Annotated in this window: 15 protein-coding genes; 3 read left to right on the top strand and 12 right to left on the bottom strand. The window is 67.8% G+C overall.

Annotated elements, in window-relative coordinates; genetic code table 11:
- Positions 1 to 526 precede the first annotated feature (526 nt).
- From ACFVHY_RS13780 to ACFVHY_RS13745, 8 genes are read right to left on the bottom strand one after another with little or no spacing between them, the layout of a single operon-like run.
- Positions 527 to 1,528 carry a 2-hydroxyacid dehydrogenase gene (locus ACFVHY_RS13780; protein WP_390272563.1) on the bottom strand — a complete coding sequence of 334 codons (1,002 nt, stop codon included), beginning with the start codon at positions 1,526 to 1,528 and terminating at the stop codon, positions 527 to 529.
- Positions 1,529 to 1,532: 4 nt separating this feature from the next.
- On the bottom strand, positions 1,533 to 2,885 hold the full coding sequence (locus ACFVHY_RS13775) for an enolase C-terminal domain-like protein (RefSeq protein WP_390272561.1): 1,353 nt from the start codon (positions 2,883 to 2,885) through the stop codon (positions 1,533 to 1,535).
- Between the two features lie 21 nt (positions 2,886 to 2,906).
- Complete coding sequence (locus tag ACFVHY_RS13770; RefSeq protein WP_159370987.1) at positions 2,907 to 3,626, bottom strand: sulfite exporter TauE/SafE family protein; 720 nt, start codon at positions 3,624 to 3,626, stop codon at positions 2,907 to 2,909.
- 31 nt (positions 3,627 to 3,657) lie between these two features.
- Positions 3,658 to 4,770 carry an ABC transporter ATP-binding protein gene (locus ACFVHY_RS13765; RefSeq protein WP_390272558.1) on the bottom strand — a complete coding sequence of 371 codons (1,113 nt, stop codon included), beginning with the start codon at positions 4,768 to 4,770 and terminating at the stop codon, positions 3,658 to 3,660.
- Positions 4,763 to 5,782 (bottom strand): ABC transporter ATP-binding protein, encoded by a 1,020-nt coding sequence (locus tag ACFVHY_RS13760; RefSeq protein WP_390272556.1) that lies wholly within the window; start codon positions 5,780 to 5,782, stop codon positions 4,763 to 4,765. Before ACFVHY_RS13760 ends, ACFVHY_RS13765 begins: the two co-directional genes overlap by 8 nt.
- On the bottom strand, positions 5,779 to 6,777 hold the full coding sequence (locus ACFVHY_RS13755; RefSeq protein WP_390272554.1) for an ABC transporter permease: 999 nt from the start codon (positions 6,775 to 6,777) through the stop codon (positions 5,779 to 5,781). Before ACFVHY_RS13755 ends, ACFVHY_RS13760 begins: the two co-directional genes overlap by 4 nt.
- A 29-nt stretch (positions 6,778 to 6,806) precedes the next feature.
- Positions 6,807 to 7,733 (bottom strand): ABC transporter permease, encoded by a 927-nt coding sequence (locus ACFVHY_RS13750; protein ID WP_137808530.1) that lies wholly within the window; start codon positions 7,731 to 7,733, stop codon positions 6,807 to 6,809.
- Positions 7,734 to 7,750: 17 nt separating this feature from the next.
- On the bottom strand, positions 7,751 to 9,325 hold the full coding sequence (locus tag ACFVHY_RS13745) for an ABC transporter substrate-binding protein (protein ID WP_137808529.1): 1,575 nt from the start codon (positions 9,323 to 9,325) through the stop codon (positions 7,751 to 7,753).
- Between the two features lie 370 nt (positions 9,326 to 9,695).
- On the opposite strand from ACFVHY_RS13745, the gene ACFVHY_RS13740 reads away from it, so the two are divergent.
- On the top strand, positions 9,696 to 10,736 hold the full coding sequence (locus ACFVHY_RS13740) for a 2-hydroxyacid dehydrogenase (RefSeq protein WP_390272552.1): 1,041 nt from the start codon (positions 9,696 to 9,698) through the stop codon (positions 10,734 to 10,736).
- Positions 10,736 to 11,131 (top strand): universal stress protein, encoded by a 396-nt coding sequence (locus ACFVHY_RS13735; protein ID WP_390272550.1) that lies wholly within the window; start codon positions 10,736 to 10,738, stop codon positions 11,129 to 11,131. The genes ACFVHY_RS13740 and ACFVHY_RS13735 overlap by 1 nt, the downstream gene beginning before the upstream one ends.
- Before the next feature lie 140 nt (positions 11,132 to 11,271).
- On the opposite strand, the gene ACFVHY_RS13730 is transcribed toward ACFVHY_RS13735, so the two are convergent.
- The 4 genes from ACFVHY_RS13730 to ACFVHY_RS13715 form a co-directional block, all read right to left on the bottom strand.
- Positions 11,272 to 12,165, bottom strand: coding sequence for a LysR substrate-binding domain-containing protein (locus tag ACFVHY_RS13730; protein ID WP_390272547.1), 894 nt, complete (start codon positions 12,163 to 12,165; stop codon positions 11,272 to 11,274).
- A gap of 203 nt (positions 12,166 to 12,368) precedes the next feature.
- Entirely contained in the window at positions 12,369 to 13,706 is a 1,338-nt protein-coding gene (locus ACFVHY_RS13725; RefSeq protein WP_390272545.1) for a glucarate dehydratase family protein, read from the bottom strand.
- Between the two features lie 6 nt (positions 13,707 to 13,712).
- Positions 13,713 to 14,645, bottom strand: a complete 933-nt coding sequence (locus ACFVHY_RS13720; RefSeq protein ID WP_390272542.1) for a 5-dehydro-4-deoxyglucarate dehydratase — start codon at positions 14,643 to 14,645, stop codon at positions 13,713 to 13,715.
- A 25-nt stretch (positions 14,646 to 14,670) separates the two neighbouring features.
- A complete protein-coding gene (locus tag ACFVHY_RS13715) occupies positions 14,671 to 16,281 on the bottom strand; it encodes an aldehyde dehydrogenase (NADP(+)) (protein WP_390272541.1) in 1,611 nt (536 codons plus the stop codon).
- Between the two features lie 414 nt (positions 16,282 to 16,695).
- Between ACFVHY_RS13715 and ACFVHY_RS13710 the strand changes: the two genes are divergently transcribed.
- On the top strand, positions 16,696 to 17,295 hold the full coding sequence (locus ACFVHY_RS13710; protein WP_159370997.1) for a hypothetical protein: 600 nt from the start codon (positions 16,696 to 16,698) through the stop codon (positions 17,293 to 17,295).
- Positions 17,296 to 17,396 lie beyond the last annotated feature (101 nt).

Here is a 17,396-nt window from a genome sequence, read left to right as displayed (position 1 = left end):
AGCGCCTCGAAGAACCGATCCTTCAACTCTGCAGAAACCACGATCCCCGCAACTCCCTGAAAGCCAGGGTGTTGCGGGGATCGCTAGAACCCGCCATGCGTCGCAAACCCCTCGAGGCTCGTCGATCTCGACGCGCTCCTTCGTCGCTTGCTCGGCCCGGCGGCTAACGCTCCTCGCACCTCAGTACCTGCGGCCTGGCGGCCGTCGTGGACTACGAAAGAACACTCTTGAGCGTCCCCATCTCTGCTCCCTGAGGTGCGAGCGAAGCGAGCCACGAAGGGCTCCGCAACCTGTCACACCAGGCCCTTCGTGGCTCGTCGCTGGCGCTCCTCGCACCTCAGGGAGCAGAGGGAGGGCATCGCTTGCACCCCACAGACCAGCGGTGTTGAGGCTCTTTCGGATTAGGGAGCAAATGGTGTGTCGATCTTTCGGATCGGGGACCGGGGTCCCTCCGCAAGCTCCAGGCGCGCCTCGAAAAGCATTGAGAGGCGCTCCTTTCGGAGTAGGAGCATGCCGCGCGTCGCGATCAGGACGGCGCGACCACCCGCAGGACCTCTCGCCCCGAGTGCAACCGGGAGATGTTGTCGGTGATGTCGCGCACCCGCCCGACGAACGTGTCACGGGTGACCCCCGAGATGTGCGGCGTCATCAGCACGTTGGGCAGTTCGCCGAACGGCAGGCCCGACGGGTCCGCTCGATCGCTGCCCGTCGGATAGCGGTACCAGACGTCGAGCGCTGCTCCGCCGACCAACCCGTCCCGGAGGGACTCGTACAGATCCTGCTCGACGACGAGCGGGCCGCGGCCCACGTTGACCAGCACACCCACGGGCCCGAGCCGCCGCAGGTGGCCGGCGTCGATCATCCCGGTGGTACTCGCGGTCAGCGGCGCAGAGACCACCACGACATCGGATTCGTCCATCAGACGATCGAGATCAGTGGTGTCGCCGTACCATTCGAGCCCGGTGTCGTCGGCGACCCGGCCGGACCCGGTCACCGCACAGGCCCGCGCGCCGAAGGCACCCATCAGGTCCGCGGTTCGTCGACCGATGTGGCCGAAACCCACGTAGCCGATCATCGCGCCACGCAGAGTCCGCGGCTGTTCCACCCCGTCGCGGTACACCGCCGAGGCCCACATCCCCTGGCGTAGCGCGGCGTCCTGGCCGAGGAGACCTCGGCGCACCGTGACCACTGCGGCGGCGATGTACTCGGCGATCGAATCCTCGTGATGAAAGGTGTTGGCCACCTTGGTGTTCGCCGCGAGGTCACCGAAACTGACCTTGTCGGTGCCGGCGCCACCGGTCAGCACCAGCCGCAGACCGGATCCCGCGCGAGCCATCGCCGGGGTCACCCGACCGCCGACGTAGACGTCGGCGTCTGCCAGATCGGCCACGAGCGCGGCCTCGTCGAAGGCCGCGTGCCAGGACGTGTCCACACCCGCGGGCAACAGGCTCTCGAACAACTCGCGGTGCGGCACGAAGTTCCGCTCACCCACCACGACTTTCAGGTCGTCGCCGCGCGTTTCCGCCACGACCTCAGCTCCGCACGAGCGCGGGTCGTTTGCTGTCGAACGTCCAGTCCGGGATGAGGAACTGCATCCCGATCGCGTCGTCCCGCGCCCCGAGCCCTTCGGAACGGTACAGCTGATGAGCGGCTTCCACCTGCTCCATGTCGAGTTCGACGCCGAGACCCGGCCGGTCGGGAACCGTGAGGTGACCGTCGACGATCTCGTACGGCTCGGTGGTGAGACGTTGTCCGTCCTGCCAGATCCAGTGCGTGTCGATCGCGGTGATCTCGCCCGGCGCAGCGGCCGCGACGTGCGTGAACATGGCCAGTGACACGTCGAAGTGGTTGTTGGAGTGCGATCCCCAGGTGAGCCCCCAGGCATCACACAGTTGCGCGACGCGCACCGAGCCGGCCATGGTCCAGAAGTGCGGGTCGGCCAGCGGGATGTCGACCGCATTCGTGCGGATCGTGTGCCCGAGCTCGCGCCAGTCGGTCGCGATCATGTTGGTCGCGGTCGGCAACCCGGTCGCGCGCTTGAATTCGGCCATCACCTCACGGCCGGAGAACCGGCCCTCCGGTCCCACCGGGTCCTCGGCGTAGGCGACCACATCGCGCAAGCGTCCGCCGATCCGGATCGCCTCGTCGAGCAACCAGCCGCCGTTGGGATCGAGCGTCACCCGGGCCGTCGGGAAGCGTTCCGCCAGCGCGGTGACGACGTCGGCCTCCTCGTCAGGCGACAGAACCCCGCCCTTCAGCTTGAAATCGGCGAAGCCGTACCGCTTCTGGGCCGCCTCGGCGAGTGCGACGACACCGTCGGCATCAAGGGCCTCCTGATGACGCAAACGCATCCAGTCATCGGTCTCGCCGGCACCGTCGGCGTAGTCCAGCGTTGTCCTGGTGCGATCCCCCACGAAGAACAGATAGCCGAGCGCAGCAACCCGATCACGCTGCTGTCCCTCGCCGAGCAGCGCCGCCACCGGCACGCGGAGGTGCTGGCCGAGGAGATCCAACAGTGCCGATTCGACGGCGGTCACCGCGTGGATCGTGATGCGTTGATCAAAGGTCTGATCCCCGCGGCCACCACGGTCACGATCGGCGAACGTGCGCCGGATGTCCTGCAGGACCGCGTTGTACTCACCGATACCGCGACCTTCGACGATCGGTCGCGCGTCGTCGAGCGTGGTGCGGATCGGTTCGCCGCCCGGGACCTCACCGACCCCCTGGTTGCCTTCGGAGTCGGTCAGCACGACCAGGTTCCGGGTGAAGAACGGGGCGTGTGCGCCGGACAGGTTGAGCAGCATGCTGTCTCGTCCCGCGACGGGGATCACCCGCATCTCGGTGACCACCGGAGTCGTCGTGGACGTCGATGTGGCTGTCGTCATGGTGAGGTCCTTTCAGAAGTGTCAGAAGAAGATCTGCTGGCCGATGAGCAGTGCCGCGCCTACGGCCGACACTGTGATCGACACGGTGCGGAGCCGATCCCGGTCGAGTACCCGGTTGACGGCGCGGGAAGCGATGAAACCGAGGACGACGACCGGTGTCAGGGCGAGGAACGCCCAGAGGATCTCGGCGCTCACGCTGCCGGTCGCGGCGAGCGCTGCCATCGACATCAGGCTGCCGACGAGGAAGAACGCACTCATGTTGCTACGCACGTGCGCGTTCTCCTCGCCGGAGTACACCAGCGCCATCGGTGGGCCGCCGATCGATGTGGCCGTGCCGAGCAATCCGGAGGCCGCGCCCGCGGTCGCCAGGTTGCGGCGTACCGGTGCCGGCCGCCAGCCGACGGAGGCGATCACCACACCGCCGAGCACGACCGCCGCCAACAGCAGTGACAGACCGCGGGTGGGCAACCAGACCAGCAGCAAGGCGCCGGCGATGGTCCCGGGGACCCGACCGGCCAGAGCCCACCCGGTACCGCGGAAGTCCAGGCTTCCCCGCTCGCGGATCACCACCAGCAGCGTGACCGTCGTCGCTGAAGCGATCAGCATGCCGGGAAGCAGTGTCGGCGCCACCAGGGCGACCACCGGCGCGGCGAGCATGCCCATCCCGAAACCGATGGACGCCTGCATGCAGGACGCGAGGAACACGGCCACCGCGATGGTCACGCATGCCACGACGCTCACGCCAGTACGGCCTTCGTACCGCCGGGCGTGTTCACGCCGCCGGGGCGGGCATGCCCAGGCCGACCCGTCCGCGGGGGTGATAGCACTCGGCGATGTGTCCGGCCTCCTGCCGATCGGTGACGGCCGGCGGCAGCGCGGTCGCGCAGACGTCGGTGGCGTGTGCGCAGCGTGTCCGGAACCGGCAGCCCGACGGTGGGTTGAGAGGCGAGGGCACCTCGCCGCTCAGCAGGATTCGTTCACGGCGGTTGTCGGCGTCGAGCGTCGGTGCCGCGGACATCAGCGCCTCGGTGTAGGGATGCGCAGGATGGTCGAACACGGCTTCGGTACTGCCTGTTTCGACGATTCGGCCCAGGTACATCACCGCGACCCGGTCGGCCACATGCCGCACCACCGACAGATCGTGCGAGATGAAGATGTAGGAGATGTCGAGTTCCTGCTGGAGTTCGTTCAACAGGTTCAGCACCTGCGCCTGTACCGAGAGGTCCAGCGCCGACACCGGCTCGTCGCAGATGATCACCTCGGGATCGAGCGAGAGCGCACGGGCGATTCCGAGGCGCTGACGCTGACCACCCGAGAACTCCTGCGGACTGCGGTGTTCGTCGCTCGGCCGCAACCCGACGAGATGCAGCAGTTCACGGACGCGGGCGGCCCGGTCGCGCTTGCGCGGGTACAGGTCCTTGTGGGTACGCCACGGCTCGCCGATGATCTCGGCCGCAGTCATCCGATTGTTCAGCGAGGCATACGGATCCTGAAAGACCATCTGCACCTTGCGGCGCAGGGCGAGCAGGTCCTTGCCCTTGAGCCGGTAGGGGTCGGTGCCGTCCCAGCGGACGGTGCCGGTGTCGGGCCGCTCGAGCATCATCAGCGTTCGGGCGAGAGTGGACTTGCCGCAGCCGGATTCGCCGACCAGACCGAGTGTCTCGCCGCGGCGGAGATCGAGATCGATCCCGTCGAGCGCCCGGAGTTGTTTGCGGCCGCCCTTGCCGGACACCGCGAAGGTCTTTCCGACGTCGCGTACTTCGAGGACCCGGCTCGAGTCGAGCGGGGCCGCGGCACCGCGCGCCTTGTCGAGGCCGGGCGTCTTGGCGAGGCCGGGCGTCTTGGCGAGGCCGGGCGTCTTGGCGAGGCTGGTCGTCTCAGGCATTGTCGATCTCCTCCGAGAAGTGGCAGGCCGCGGCCCGGTTGGTGCCGGTGGTCGTCAGCGTCGGCCGTTGCTGCACGCACTGCGCGCGGGCCAGCGGACACCGCGCCTGGTACACACAGCCAGTCGGGATCGAGTGCAGGTCGGGCGGCGTACCGCCGATCGACTTGAGATCGGCCCCCCGTTCGGCGCTGACGGGAACGGAATCGAGCAGTCCTTTGGTGTACGGATGCTTCGGACTGCCGAAGACCTCGGCCACCGGCCCGGTCTCGACGACATTGCCCGCGTACATGATCGCGACGCGGTCGGCCTGCTCGGCGACGAGCGCGAGGTCGTGGGTGATCAGGACGACCGCCATGTCGTGTTCGGCCCGGAGGCGCCCCAGCAGCGCCATGATCTGGGCCTGCACCGTCACGTCGAGCGCGGTGGTGGGTTCGTCGGCGAGCAGCACCTTGGGGCTCAGCGCGACCGCCATCGCGATGAGCAGACGTTGCCGCATCCCGCCGGAGAACTGGTGCGGGTAGGAGTCGACCCGCGACTCCGGTTCCGGGATGCCCACGTGCCGCATCAGTTCGATCGCCTCGAGGCGGGCCTTCTTCTTCGACATCCCGCGATGGATGCGGAACGGTTCGGCGAGCTGGGTCCCGACCGGGTACACCGGGTTGAGGGCGGTCAGCGCGTCCTGGAACACGATCGCGAGTTCGGTGCCGGCCATCTCGCGTCGCTTCGACGCCGAGGCGGAGACGAGGTCGACGGAGTCGAGGACGATCGATCCGTCCGAGACCGAGGCGATCGGGTCGAGCAACCCGACGAGCGCCTGTGCGGTCATCGACTTGCCACACCCGGATTCGCCGAGCAGCGCCAGGGTTTCGCCACGACGGGCGCGGAAGGACACGTGGTCGACCGCCCGCACGGTACCGGTGGGCGTTCGCAGATCCACGGTCAGGTCGACGACGTCGAGTGCGACCCGGTCGTCGGTGCCGGCGTCGGGCCGGTCGAGGGCAGGAGCACTCATCGCAGCGCCTTTCGTGAGGAGAAGAACCGCTTCCGGGCGTTCGGGGTGGTCAGTCGCCACCGCTGACCGGGGTCGGTCGCGATGCGGGCCCACGCGGCCAGCATCGTGGCCGACACGGTCGTGATGACGATCGCCAGGCCCGGGAAGAACGACAGCCACCATGCGGTCTGCAGGTAGGTCCGGCCCTGCGACACCATCAGGCCCCAGCTGACGTCGGGCGGTTGGATACCGATGCCGAGGAACGACAGCGACGACTCCGCGAGCATCACGTAGCAGAAGTCGAGGGTGGCCACGGTGAGCAGCGTGGGGAGCAGGATCGGCAGGACGTGACCGCGGAGGATCGCACCGCTGCTCGCACCGAAGGTCCGCGCCGCGTCCACGAACACGCGACTCTGCAACTCGGCGGATTCGGCCCGCGCGGTCCGTAGGTAGATCGGGATCCGGGTGATCGCCAGCACCGCGATGATGTTGGCGGCGCTCGGCGAGAACACGTACAGGATCACGACTGCGAGCAGGAGCGACGGGAAGCTCATGATGACGTCGGCGATGCGCATCGCGGTGGTCTCACGCCAGCCGCGGTGGTATCCGGCCCACATGCCGATCGCCGAGCCCACGACGCACGAAATGATCACCGCGGGTAGGGAGACCATCAGCGTGGTCTGGCAGGCGACGATGAGCCGGGCGAGCATGCTGCGACCCAGTGGGTCGGTGCCCAGGACGTTCATCCAGCCCGTGTCGAGGTTGAACGGCGGGAGGTTCGACTCGTCCAGGTTCTGGTCGGTGGCGGCGTCCCCGACCAGCCACGGACCGAAGATCGCGGTGAGCAGGATGAAGGTCAGGATGCCGGCGGCGACGGTCGCGAACTTGTCGCGGAGCAGCAGCCGCCACAGCGGCAGTTGCCCGCCGGGCACCTTCTTGGTGGCGACGGAGTCGCCGGTGATGTCGGTCGAGGCGACGGGACTCGTCGTGTCGACGGGATCGGTGACGATGGACATGTGTCAGTACTCCTCGATGTGTCCGGCGACTAGACCGTGGCCTTGTCACGAACGCGTGGGTCCAGGAGGGCGAGACCCGCGTCGATGACGATGTTCAGAATGAAGATGCTGAGGGCGGTGAGGAGCACCGCGGCCTGCAGGACCGCGAAGTCGCGTTGCAGGATCGAATCGATCATCAGCTTGCCGATGCCGGGCCAGCCGAAGATGGCCTCGACGATGACCGCACCGTTGATCAGGCCGACCGCGAGGTCGCCGGCGACGGTGAGGGCGGGGGCGGCCGCATTGCGCAGTGCGTGGTGGGTGACGATCCGGAAATCTCCGGCCCCTTTGCTCCTCGCCACCTTGACGTAGGGGGCCGACAGGGCGGAGACCATGGCGCCGCGCACCACCTGGGTGAGAACGCCCAGCGGTCGGATCATCAGTGTCGCGATCGGCAGGACCCAGGCCAGCACCCCGCCGGTCCCGGACGTCGGCAGCCAGCCGAAGACAACCGCGAAGATCCAGATACCGGTGATCGCGAACCAGAAGTCGGGGACGCTGGCCGCGGTCATCGACAGCAGGCTCGAGAAGCGGTCGGCGAGTGAGTTCGGTCGGTAGGCCGCCCAGCAACCGATGATGATCGAGCCGAGGACGGACAGCACGAGCGTGACGAAGGCGAGCTGCAGAGTCGCCGGGAACGCTGCGAGCGCCATGCTCGCCGCCTGCTGGCCGGTCTTCAGTGACTCACCGAAGTCGAGGTGGAAGACGCCGGCGAGGTAGTCGGTCATCTGTTGCCAGATCGGTTTGTCGAGCCCGTTCGCGGCGGCGAACTCGGCGCGCTGCTCCGGGGTCGCGGAGACCGGGAGGTAGAGATTGGTGGGGTCGCCGGTGAGCCGGGCCATGAAGAACACGCCGAACAAGACGATGATCAGCGGGATCAGGCTGGTGAACATCCGGCGCCGGAGGAAGGTGAGCATCGGTCATCGCCTCTGTTTCAGTCGTTCTGGGCTGGCGCGTGGGTCATCTCGGCGAGACGCATCTCGTCACCGGTGGCCGAATTGGGCCGATAGGCAACACGATTCGCTTTCGCGAGAACTGCTTGCATGTGTGCGATATACGCGTACTGGCGGATCTCGCGCGGCTCGGCGGCCAGGACCGCGGCGAGTGCGTTCTGACGGGCCGGGCCGGTGAGGGCCTCGGCGGCACGGATCTGTTCGTCGTAGGCGGCTGTGCCGTAAGTGCTCTGGTAGCCGTCGGACAGCATGTACTGGTCGAGGGTGAACTGGGTGTCACCGGCCTGGTTGCCGTGCATGATCATCAGCAGCACCGGCCCCGACCCGGGCACGAAAGGCCGTGTCTGGTACTGCATCTGACCGGAGGTGTCCATCATCTCGATCTTGACGTCCAGCCCGATCTTGCTGAGCGTGAACTGCAGGTTCTCGATGGTCTCGTTGATCTTCGGGAACTGACCGGTACGGCCGATGAGGCGGATGGTCCGGTCGACCGGCACCCCGTCCGCACGGGCTTCGTCGACCAGGCGCTTGGCGCGGTCGAGGTCGTACGGCGTCGGGGTCAGCTGGTCGTTGTAGCCGACGATGCCCTCCGCGACCAGCTGGGCCGCGGGTGTACCGAGCCCCTGGAACAGGGCGTCGACGATGCCGACGCGGTTGACGGAGAGATCGATGGCCTCGCGCACCCGGTAGTCGGTCAGGGGCGCATCGGTGGCCTGCATGCGCAGGGCGGTCGTCTCGTTGTTGGTGTAGGCGATGCCGAGATCACCCGCTCCGTCTTCGGGGCCGAGTGAGGTGGCGATGTCCGCTTCGTCGTTGGACACCATCGCGGCACGGACACTGCCCTCCGAGCGCCATTGGTAGACGGCACGGGTGAATGCGGGGGCGTCGCCGTGATAGTTCGGATTGGCTGTCAACGCCACGCGCTGGCCCGAATCCCAGAAGTCGACCATGTAGGGGCCGGTCCCGATCGGCACGCGCACCTTGTCGTCGGCGACGGTGGTGCGCGGAACGATCTCGATGAACGACAGGCGCAGCGGGAGAATCGGGTCGGGGGTCTCCGTGCGGACCTCGATGGTGCTGGGGTCGACCACAGTCACCTCGCGGGTGCTGTCGTCGAAGACGTAGCCGTTGACGTCGCAGCCGATCGCCCCGTTGAACGTGCGGCGGATGGAGAACGCCGCGTCCTCGGCGTCGAACGGCTGGCCATTGCTGAATCGAATGCCCGAAGCCGTGGTGAAACGCCAGACGTTCGGCTCCACCTGGGTCCACGCCGTAGCGAGACCGGGCTGCAGTTCGCCACTGTTCGGATCCCGTTCGATGAGCGGTTCGGTGATGTTGGACCGGACCACGACACCGGTGGCCGTGAGGGAGGCGTCGCAGGGTTCCAGCGTCGGCGGCTCCTGGGGCAGGACGATGCGCAGGGTGTCCGGAGAGGCGCTCTCGCTCGCGGTCGTGTTCGCGACGCTGCAACCACTGGCCGCGAGCACGGCCACCGCGGACAGTGCCAGCAGACACCCGGCGGGGCGCTTCCGGGATCGCAGAGCTGCGATCTGCATGGGGACCTCCGATGAAAGAAAGACTGCGAGTGATCTCGCGGTGGGCTCGACCGCGTTTGTGACGGTAGACACACGCTATGAGCGTCGCGATGACGGCGTCAACAGAGCAAAAGCCCAGCAAAAGGCCATTTCGGCGGGTTTGGAGGTCTTTCGAGAGCCCTCGGAACCGGGTGCTCCGCGAGTCGAAACCATCGCTGACCTGACGGTTCTTCGCTGCTCTCTTGCGCTGGACGAATCGACAGCCCCGTATCAATACAGTTTGAGTATCGGTCCATGTTATTTGCGTGTTGGACAGGTATCCGCGGCACTTCTAGCGTTGACCACATCCACCGAAGGACCGGTCTGTGTCCTGCACTCCTGGAGGTCAAGCATGACGAGCAGTTCGGCCGGCACCGCGACGGCAACGGAAACCATTGGGCTGAAGGACCTTTCGTCGTTCCACGGCTCTGTTCTCCGCGTCGGCCCGCTGAAGCCCTCGCTCGAGGAGCGTCTCGAAGGTACCTACGGCGCCCAGCGACTGCCCGATGACCGGGAGGCGCGGAAGGCCTTCCTCGCGCGAAACGCCGACGCGGTGACCGCGGTCGTGACCTCGGGACGGACCGGGGTGGACGCCGGCTTGATGGCCGAGCTCCCGAACCTCGGCGCCATCGTCCACTTCGGCGTCGGTTACGACACCACCGACGTCGCCCGTGCCGCCGAGCTCGGCATCGGCGTCAGCAACACCCCGGACGTCCTCACCGACTGCGTCGCCGACACCGCAGTCGGACTACTCCTCGACACCATGCGCGGACTCGCAGCGGCCGATCGGTTCGTCCGGGCCGGGCGCTGGCCCGTGGAAGGCAACGTTCCGCTCACCCGGAAGGTCTCCGGCACCGACGTCGGCATCCTCGGGCTTGGCCGTATCGGCTCGGCGATCGCCCACCGCCTGACCGCCTTCGGGTGCCGGATCACCTACCACAACCGCCGCCCGGTCGACGGCTCACCGTATCGCTACGCGGCGTCGCCGGCCGAGCTCGCCAGCCAGGTCGACGTGCTGATCGTGGCCGCCGCCGGCGGTGCCGACACGCGCCATCTCGTCGACCGGGACGTCCTCGAGGCGCTGGGCGCCGACGGCTTCCTCGTCAATGTGGCGCGCGGCAGCGTCGTCGACGAGGACGCCCTCGTCGACCTGCTGCGGCGCGGCCGACTGGCCGGCGCCGGGCTCGACGTGTTCGCGCGCGAGCCGGAGGTGCCCGAGGCGCTGCTGTCCATGGACAACGTCGTACTTCTCCCCCACCTCGCGAGCGGAACGGTCGAGACACGTGCCGCCATGGAGGAACTCACCCTCGCCAACCTCGATACCTTCCTGCGGACCGGTGACCTGTCGACACCGGTCGTCGCACCGAATCACGCTCTGCGAAAGGACATCTGATGTCTGTCGTCCTCAGCTACCTACCGACACCCGAGGGGCGCGGCGCACTCCCGTTCGGCTTCGCCGAGGCCCGCATGCGCGGCACCGACGTCGTGATCATCGCCGATGGTGACAACGCCTCGTCGCCGGAGTTCCTGGTCGACCTGGAGAACGCGCGCGAGGTGGCCCAGGCCGGTGACGTCGAATACCGTGTCGCCGAGAACGATCCGGGCCTCTCGCACGCCGACCAACTCATCGACGCATCGTACGACGACGCAGCGGAGCTCCTGGTGATCGGCCAGCGCAGGCGTTCACCGGTCGGGAAACTACTGACCGGCAGCGTCGTCCAGCGCGTGCTGCTCGACGCACAGTGCCCGGTGGTCGCGGTCAAACCACCCGTGCGCGCCGCGGTCTGATCAGGCTTTTCCACCGCAACCCCTGCTGGTCGAGCAGCGTCGAACGAGCGAAGCGAGTCCGCCGCGCCCGTCGAGGCCACCGAGGTGAGGTCGTCGACGAGTTCCGGTGCACAGTCGACGAACTCGTCCCGAGGTCGCCGTCAGATCCATTCCCGTTCGGGGAGAACGTCTCTCATCAATCGTGCGAGAGCCGGGTTGGTATTGTCGGCGCGCCACGCGATGTTCATCTGCACGGGACGATCGCGGATCGCGGTGACCTCCTTGAACACCACCCCGTCGGGATGCATGGTCATGGCCGACTCCGGAACCAGCGCCATGCCCAGCCCGGAGTGCACTAGGACGAGCATGGTGTGCACCTGGGTGACGTACTGGACATAGCGGGGCGACGCCCCGACCGCGGTGAAGGTGCTGATCAGCAACTCATTGAAATACCGCGCATCCGTGGGCGAGTACATGATGACCGCCTGACCGTCGAAGTCCTCGATCGCGAGGTGCTCGACGTCGGCGAACTCATGATCGGCGGGCAGTGCGGCGACCAGGCGCTCATGGTGCAGCGGACGGGAGTTCACACCCGGGCGAGAGATCGGCGGGCGGACGATCCCGAGGTCGAGATCACCGCGGACCAATGCCTCGACCTGCGCGATGGTGACCATCTCCCGCAACACGAGCCGCACATCGGGAAGCTTCTCGCGGGCCGTCTGCATGAGCCGGGGCAACACCGCACGCGCCGACGCCCCCGTGAAACCGATGTTCACGGTGCCCAGATCACCCGCAGGCACGCGGCGGACCGTCAGGGCCGCCCCCTCCGCGAGCGCGACGATGCGTCGTGCGTCGGGTAGGAAGGCCGCGCCGGCCGCCGTCAGCGACACTGCCCGGCTGCTGCGTTCGATCAACTGGACGCCGAGTTCGTGCTCCAGCTGCTGAATCTGCCTGCTGAGCGGGGGCTGCGTCATGTGGAGCCGCTCGGCCGCTCGGCCGAAGTGCAGCTCCTCGGCGACCGCGATGAAGCAGGAAAGGCGCGAGAGAGAGAACATCGATCCACTTTCGGCATCGTCACCCGCAATCTGCGGAGTGGTGTGGATGACGCTAACCCACACCCACGGTGACGGTCGAGGGTTCGCTCACGCTCACCACCGCGGGCTGGAGTTCACCCAACCGCCGCGGCGGTGCTCGTGGATACGTTCACCACCGCGGGCTGGAGTTCACCCGACCACCGCGGCGGTGCTCGTGGATACGTTCACCACCGCGGGCTGGAGTTGACGAAGCCCGGATCGATGGACTGCATGTAGCCGGTGTCGTCCCGATCGCGGATGCCGCAGTCGAGATACTGCTGGTGCAGGGCCTCCAGCGACTCCTCGTCGAGTTCGACGCCCAGACCCGGGCCGGTCGGGACCGGCACCGCACCGTCGACGATGCCCAGGACGCCGGGCTTCACCACATCCTCGGTCTTCCAGGGCCAGTGGGTGTCGCAGGCGTAGGTGAGGTTGGGTGTCGCAGCCGCGAGATGCACCATCGCGGCGAGGCTGATGCCCAGGTGCGAATTGGAGTGCATCGACAGGCCGAGTCCGAAGGTCTCACAGATACCGCCGAGGAGACGCGACCGCTGCAGGCCGCCCCAGTAGTGGTGATCGGACAGGACGACCGAGACCGACCGCTTGCGCACCGCCGGTTCGAGGTGATCGAAGGCGACCACGCACATGTTCGTCGCGAGCGGCATGGACGCCTGCTCGGCGACGCGCGCCATACCGTCGAGGCCCGGGGTCGGGTCCTCCAGGTACTCGACGACGCCCTCGAGTTCCGCCGCGACGCGCACCGAGGTCTCCACGGTCCACGCCGCATTGGGGTCCAGGCGCAACGGGATTCCGGGGAACTCGGCGTGCAGCGCCTTGATCGCGGCGATCTCTTCGTCGGGGGCGAACACGCCGCCCTTCAGTTTGATCGCGGTGAACCCGTAGCGGTCGATCATCCGGTGCGCCTGCCGGATCAGGCCGCTCGGATCGACGGCCTCGCCCCACTCGTCCGGCAGTCCGTTGGTCCCGGCCGCGCCGGGGTGGGCCGCCCACTTGTAGAACAGGTAGGCGCTGAACGGCACCCGGTCCCGCACGCGGCCGCCGAGCAGATCACTCACCGGCCGACCGAGGACCTTGCCCTGTATGTCGAGGCACGCGACTTCGAAGGGCGAGAAGACACGATCGGTGGTGCTGGCCGTGGTGATCATGCCGGCCACTCCGTCGCCCCCGGTCACCGACAGGGTCGAGACCCGGAGGTCGATCGCATCGCGCAGGTTGTGGAGCGCGAAGGCATCGAGTCCGATGATCGCCTCGGCGGCGGCCTCCATCCGCGCGAGATGAGCGGTGTCGGCGTAGGTCTCGCCGAGCCCGCGGATTCCGCCGGCCGTCTCGATCACGATGATCGCCCGCAGTGCGTAGGGCTGGTGCACACCCACCGTGTTGAGCAGCGGCGGGTCGACGAAGGCGACCGGGGTGACCGTGACCTCGGTGATCGTGGTGTCGGTGTACGGACTCGCCACGGTTCGCGTCCCGACCGGCACCGACTGGAAGGTGTTCGTCGACATCAGATCTCAGACCGTGGCCTGCGCGGCGAGCGTCGTCGCGAGGACGGCGCGCCCGGCGGCGGTGATCCGCTCCAACTCGGCCTGGTGCTCCGGCGTCGGCTGAACCAGCGGCGCGCGCACCGGACCCGCTTCGATGCCCTCCATCGTCACACCGTGCTTCACGAGTGCGACCGCATATCCCGGCACCCTGTTGCGCAGCCGGACCAAGGGGTGGAAGAAGTCTCGCAGCAACGCCTCGGTCAGCTCGACGTCGCCGTTCTCCAACGAGTTGTAGAAGGCCAGGGCCAGCTCCGGGGCGAACGCGAACGTCGCCGACGAGTACAACGTGACACCGATGGCCCGGTAGGCCTGCTGGGTGATCTCGGCGGTGGGCAGGCCGTTGAAGAACAGGAACTCCTTGCTGTCCCCGAGTGCTTCCTTCACCGCGATCACGATGCGCGACACGTTGTCGAGGTCACCGGTGCCGTCCTTGAACCCGATGACCGTCGGCAGCTTGGCGACCTCGATGGCCGACGCCTCGTCGAACACGGCGTTGCCGCGGTTGTAGACGATGAGCGGCAGATCCGTGGTGGCCGCGACCGACCGCGTGTACTCGGCGAGGCCGGCAGGCGGCATCGTCACCAGGTACGGGGGAAGGAGCAGGATGCCGTCGGCCCCATTGGCCTTCGCACTCACCGCGAACTCGCGGGCCTGGACGAGGGAGCCGCCGGCACCGGCGAACACCGGGACGCGACCGGCGACGGTCTCGACCGCACAGCGGACGATCCGCCCGAACTCCTCGAGTCCGAGGGCGTGGAATTCGCCGGTGCCGCAGGCGACGAACACGCCGCCGGGACCGGCGGCAACCCCGCGGTCGATGTGTTCGGCGAGGCGACGGTAGTCCACCTCTCCGCTGCTGTCGAAGGGTGTGACGGGAAAGAACAAGACGCCGTTGAGCATTGGGACTCCTTGGATGGGGTGAGGATCAGTCGCGGATGAGTTCGCCGTCGACACGGCGCCAGATCTGTTCGGGGTTTCCGTCGGCAATGGGGTCCGGCAACAGCGCCGTCGGAACGTCCTGATACGCCACCGGCCGCAGGAAACGCTCGATGGCGAGCGACCCGACGCTAGTGCTACGGCTGTCGGAAGTGGACGGATAGGGTCCGCCGTGGACCATCGCGTGTCCGACCTCGACGCCGGTGGGCCACCCGTTGAAAAGGATTCGCCCGGCCTTGAGTTCGAGTGCCTCGAGAAGCACCCGGGCGTCGTCGAGGTCGGAGTCCGCAGCATGAACGGTCGCGGTGAGCTGACCTTCGAGCTCGGCGGTCACCTCCCGCACCTGTTTGAGGTCGCGACACCGCACCACGAGGCTCGACGACCCGAAGATCTCCTGCTGCAACGTCTCCGAAGCGAGAAAGGTCTCGGCCCGCGTGCCGAAGAGCGCGGCGGCGCAGGTGTTCGGACCCGTCGCTTCCGCCGATCGGGCGAGAACCTCCGCGGCCGAACCGAACTCCTCCACGCCGGAGGCGTAGCTCGCGGCGATCCCCGGGGTCAGCATCGGCGTCGGCGTCGAGGCGGCGATCGCCTCCGCGGCAGCGGCGATGAATGCATCGAGATCGGGACCGTCGACCGCGACGACCAGGCCGGGATTGGTGCAGAACTGTCCCGAACCCATCGTCAGCGAGCCGACGAATGCGCGGCCGAGGCCGTCGGCATCGGCACGCAGCGCCCCCTCCAGCGGGTAGACCGGATTGATCGAGCTCATCTCTGCGTACACCGGGATGGGTTCGGCTCGCGACGCCGCAGCGGCGACGAGAGCCGTTCCGCCCGAACGCGACCCGGTGAAGCCCACCGCCTTGATGCGCGGGTCGGTCACGAGGGCGATACCCAGGTCGGGCCCGCTGCCGTAGAGCAGGGAGAAGGTGCCGGCAGGCATTCCGGTGGCGGCCACCGCCTCGGTGATCAGACGTCCCACCAGTTCTGATGTGCCGGGATGGGCGTCGTGGGCCTTCACCACCACGGGACATCCGGCGGCCAATGCCGACGCGGTGTCGCCGCCGGCGACCGAGAACGCGAGCGGGAAGTTACTGGCGCCGAACACGGCGACGGGTCCGAGCGGCACCTTGCGCTGCCGGATGTCGGCGCGCGGCAGCGGCGTCCGATCCGGCCGTGCGGGATCGATACGGGCGCCGTGCCAGCTGCCCTCGCGCAGCACCGAGGCGAACAACCGGAGCTGACCCGACGTCCGTCCCACCTCACCGGTGATCCGCGCCGCCGGGAGTCCGGTCTCGGCCACGGCACGCTCGACGAGGACCTCGGTCGCCGCATCGAGGTTGTCCGCGATCGTCGAGAGGAACCGCGCCCGTTCTTCGGACGAGGTGGCGCGATACGGTCCGAACGCTTCCGCGGCCGCAGCGGTGGCACGGACGACGTCGGCTGGGGTTCCGTGTGTGTACGCGGGCAGGAGACGAGTGCCTGTCGTCGGGTCCACGCCGTGGACGGCCTTCCCCGCGCCGGTCACCCGCTCACCCGCGATGATCAGTTGTCCGGTGAGGTCCTGCGTCGTCAGCGGTGCGGGGTGCTGCGCAATGGTCATCGTGGTCCCATCCGTTGTGCGTTGGCATTCCGCCGAGGTGGCCCGGCCGCGGCGGCGCCACGAGAGAGGTGTCATCTGCTCTCGATGGCGGGTCGCCGTCGGCGCGGCTGTGCGGTGAGCTCGGCCTTGCCCCGACCGTAGAACCCACGATCCATACATGTCCAAGTCAAATATGGACGTCTTCAATGCTCAGAGTGAATCGACCCAGGTGTCCGGTTCAGTCGGGACGCGCTCGCTTGTCAGCCGATACGTCATCCGGCCGGCCCACGCCGCGCCGCGTACCGGACCAACAGCAGTCGACAGTGGGACAATCACTGCGCCGAATCCGACATACCGCACATCGCCGAGCCACGGCGAGCGCCGGCTGTCGGAGCGGGCACACCACCCATTCGACGAAAGCGGAATCCAGAACCGATGAAGCGCATTCGCCTCCTCGCCGTCATGGCCCTGGCCATCTCGGCACTCACCGTCTCCTACGGCACCGCACACGGCGCTCCCGCGCCCGCGGCGCCGTCCCACTTCTCCAGCGCATCCGCCGACGGGACCTCCATCACCTCCCAGCTCCGCAACGCGACGTTCGTCGCAGGCGAGCAGGAACTCCGGGTCGTCGACTCACACGGACGGACCATCGAGCGGATCGGACTGGTGCTGCCGTTCGACGGCGCCGCTGTCCCGATGCGCGCGAAGGTCTCCGCCGACCGCACCCAGGCGACGTTCACCCCGATCCTCACCCCCGAAGCGCGCGCAGCGATCGCTGCCGGCGTCCGTCCGGCCTCGGCGAAGAAGGACCGCGCCTACCAGCAGATGATCTGGCACATCACCAACGGGTGGAACCGCGGCGGCAACGTCACCACCGCCATCGGCGCGCTCGCCGGCCTCATCATCGGCTGCATCATCATTGTCGGCTGCGTCTGGGGCGCCGGCGTCGGCGCAGCCATCGGCGCGGTCATCGGCATCAACAACGGCGACCCCCGCGCCGGGCAGTCGATCCTGAACTGGATCAACACTCCGTAAGACCAGCGAGCAGGGCCTCGCTACTCGGGTCCCAGAAGCTGCAGAATCCCCAACTCCGCGTGCGGGGTTGGGGTTTTCTGTTTCTTCCAGCTCGCGGACGC

Origin of the sequence: Gordonia sp. NPDC127522 (assembly GCF_042672305.1) — a bacterium.
Lineage (GTDB): Bacteria > Actinomycetota > Actinomycetes > Mycobacteriales > Mycobacteriaceae > Gordonia > Gordonia hongkongensis.
This window is presented reverse-complemented; position numbering and strand designations above follow the sequence as displayed.

What these genes read in the sequence shown, in the direction of transcription:
- ACFVHY_RS13715 (WP_390272541.1), bottom strand. Translation starts at nt 16,281, where the DNA reads ATGACCATTGCGCAGCACCCCGCACCGCTGACGACGCAGGACCTCACC.
- ACFVHY_RS13775 (WP_390272561.1), bottom strand. Translation starts at nt 2,885, where the DNA reads ATGACGACAGCCACATCGACGTCCACGACGACTCCGGTGGTCACCGAG.
- ACFVHY_RS13710 (WP_159370997.1), top strand. Translation starts at nt 16,696, where the DNA reads ATGAAGCGCATTCGCCTCCTCGCCGTCATGGCCCTGGCCATCTCGGCA.
- ACFVHY_RS13740 (WP_390272552.1), top strand. Translation starts at nt 9,696, where the DNA reads ATGACGAGCAGTTCGGCCGGCACCGCGACGGCAACGGAAACCATTGGG.
- ACFVHY_RS13735 (WP_390272550.1), top strand. Translation starts at nt 10,736, where the DNA reads ATGTCTGTCGTCCTCAGCTACCTACCGACACCCGAGGGGCGCGGCGCA.
- ACFVHY_RS13765 (WP_390272558.1), bottom strand. Translation starts at nt 4,770, where the DNA reads ATGCCTGAGACGACCAGCCTCGCCAAGACGCCCGGCCTCGCCAAGACG.
- ACFVHY_RS13755 (WP_390272554.1), bottom strand. Translation starts at nt 6,777, where the DNA reads ATGTCCATCGTCACCGATCCCGTCGACACGACGAGTCCCGTCGCCTCG.
- ACFVHY_RS13750 (WP_137808530.1), bottom strand. Translation starts at nt 7,733, where the DNA reads ATGCTCACCTTCCTCCGGCGCCGGATGTTCACCAGCCTGATCCCGCTG.
- ACFVHY_RS13720 (WP_390272542.1), bottom strand. Translation starts at nt 14,645, where the DNA reads ATGCTCAACGGCGTCTTGTTCTTTCCCGTCACACCCTTCGACAGCAGC.
- ACFVHY_RS13760 (WP_390272556.1), bottom strand. Translation starts at nt 5,782, where the DNA reads ATGAGTGCTCCTGCCCTCGACCGGCCCGACGCCGGCACCGACGACCGG.
- ACFVHY_RS13745 (WP_137808529.1), bottom strand. Translation starts at nt 9,325, where the DNA reads ATGCAGATCGCAGCTCTGCGATCCCGGAAGCGCCCCGCCGGGTGTCTG.
- ACFVHY_RS13730 (WP_390272547.1), bottom strand. Translation starts at nt 12,165, where the DNA reads ATGTTCTCTCTCTCGCGCCTTTCCTGCTTCATCGCGGTCGCCGAGGAG.
- ACFVHY_RS13725 (WP_390272545.1), bottom strand. Translation starts at nt 13,706, where the DNA reads ATGTCGACGAACACCTTCCAGTCGGTGCCGGTCGGGACGCGAACCGTG.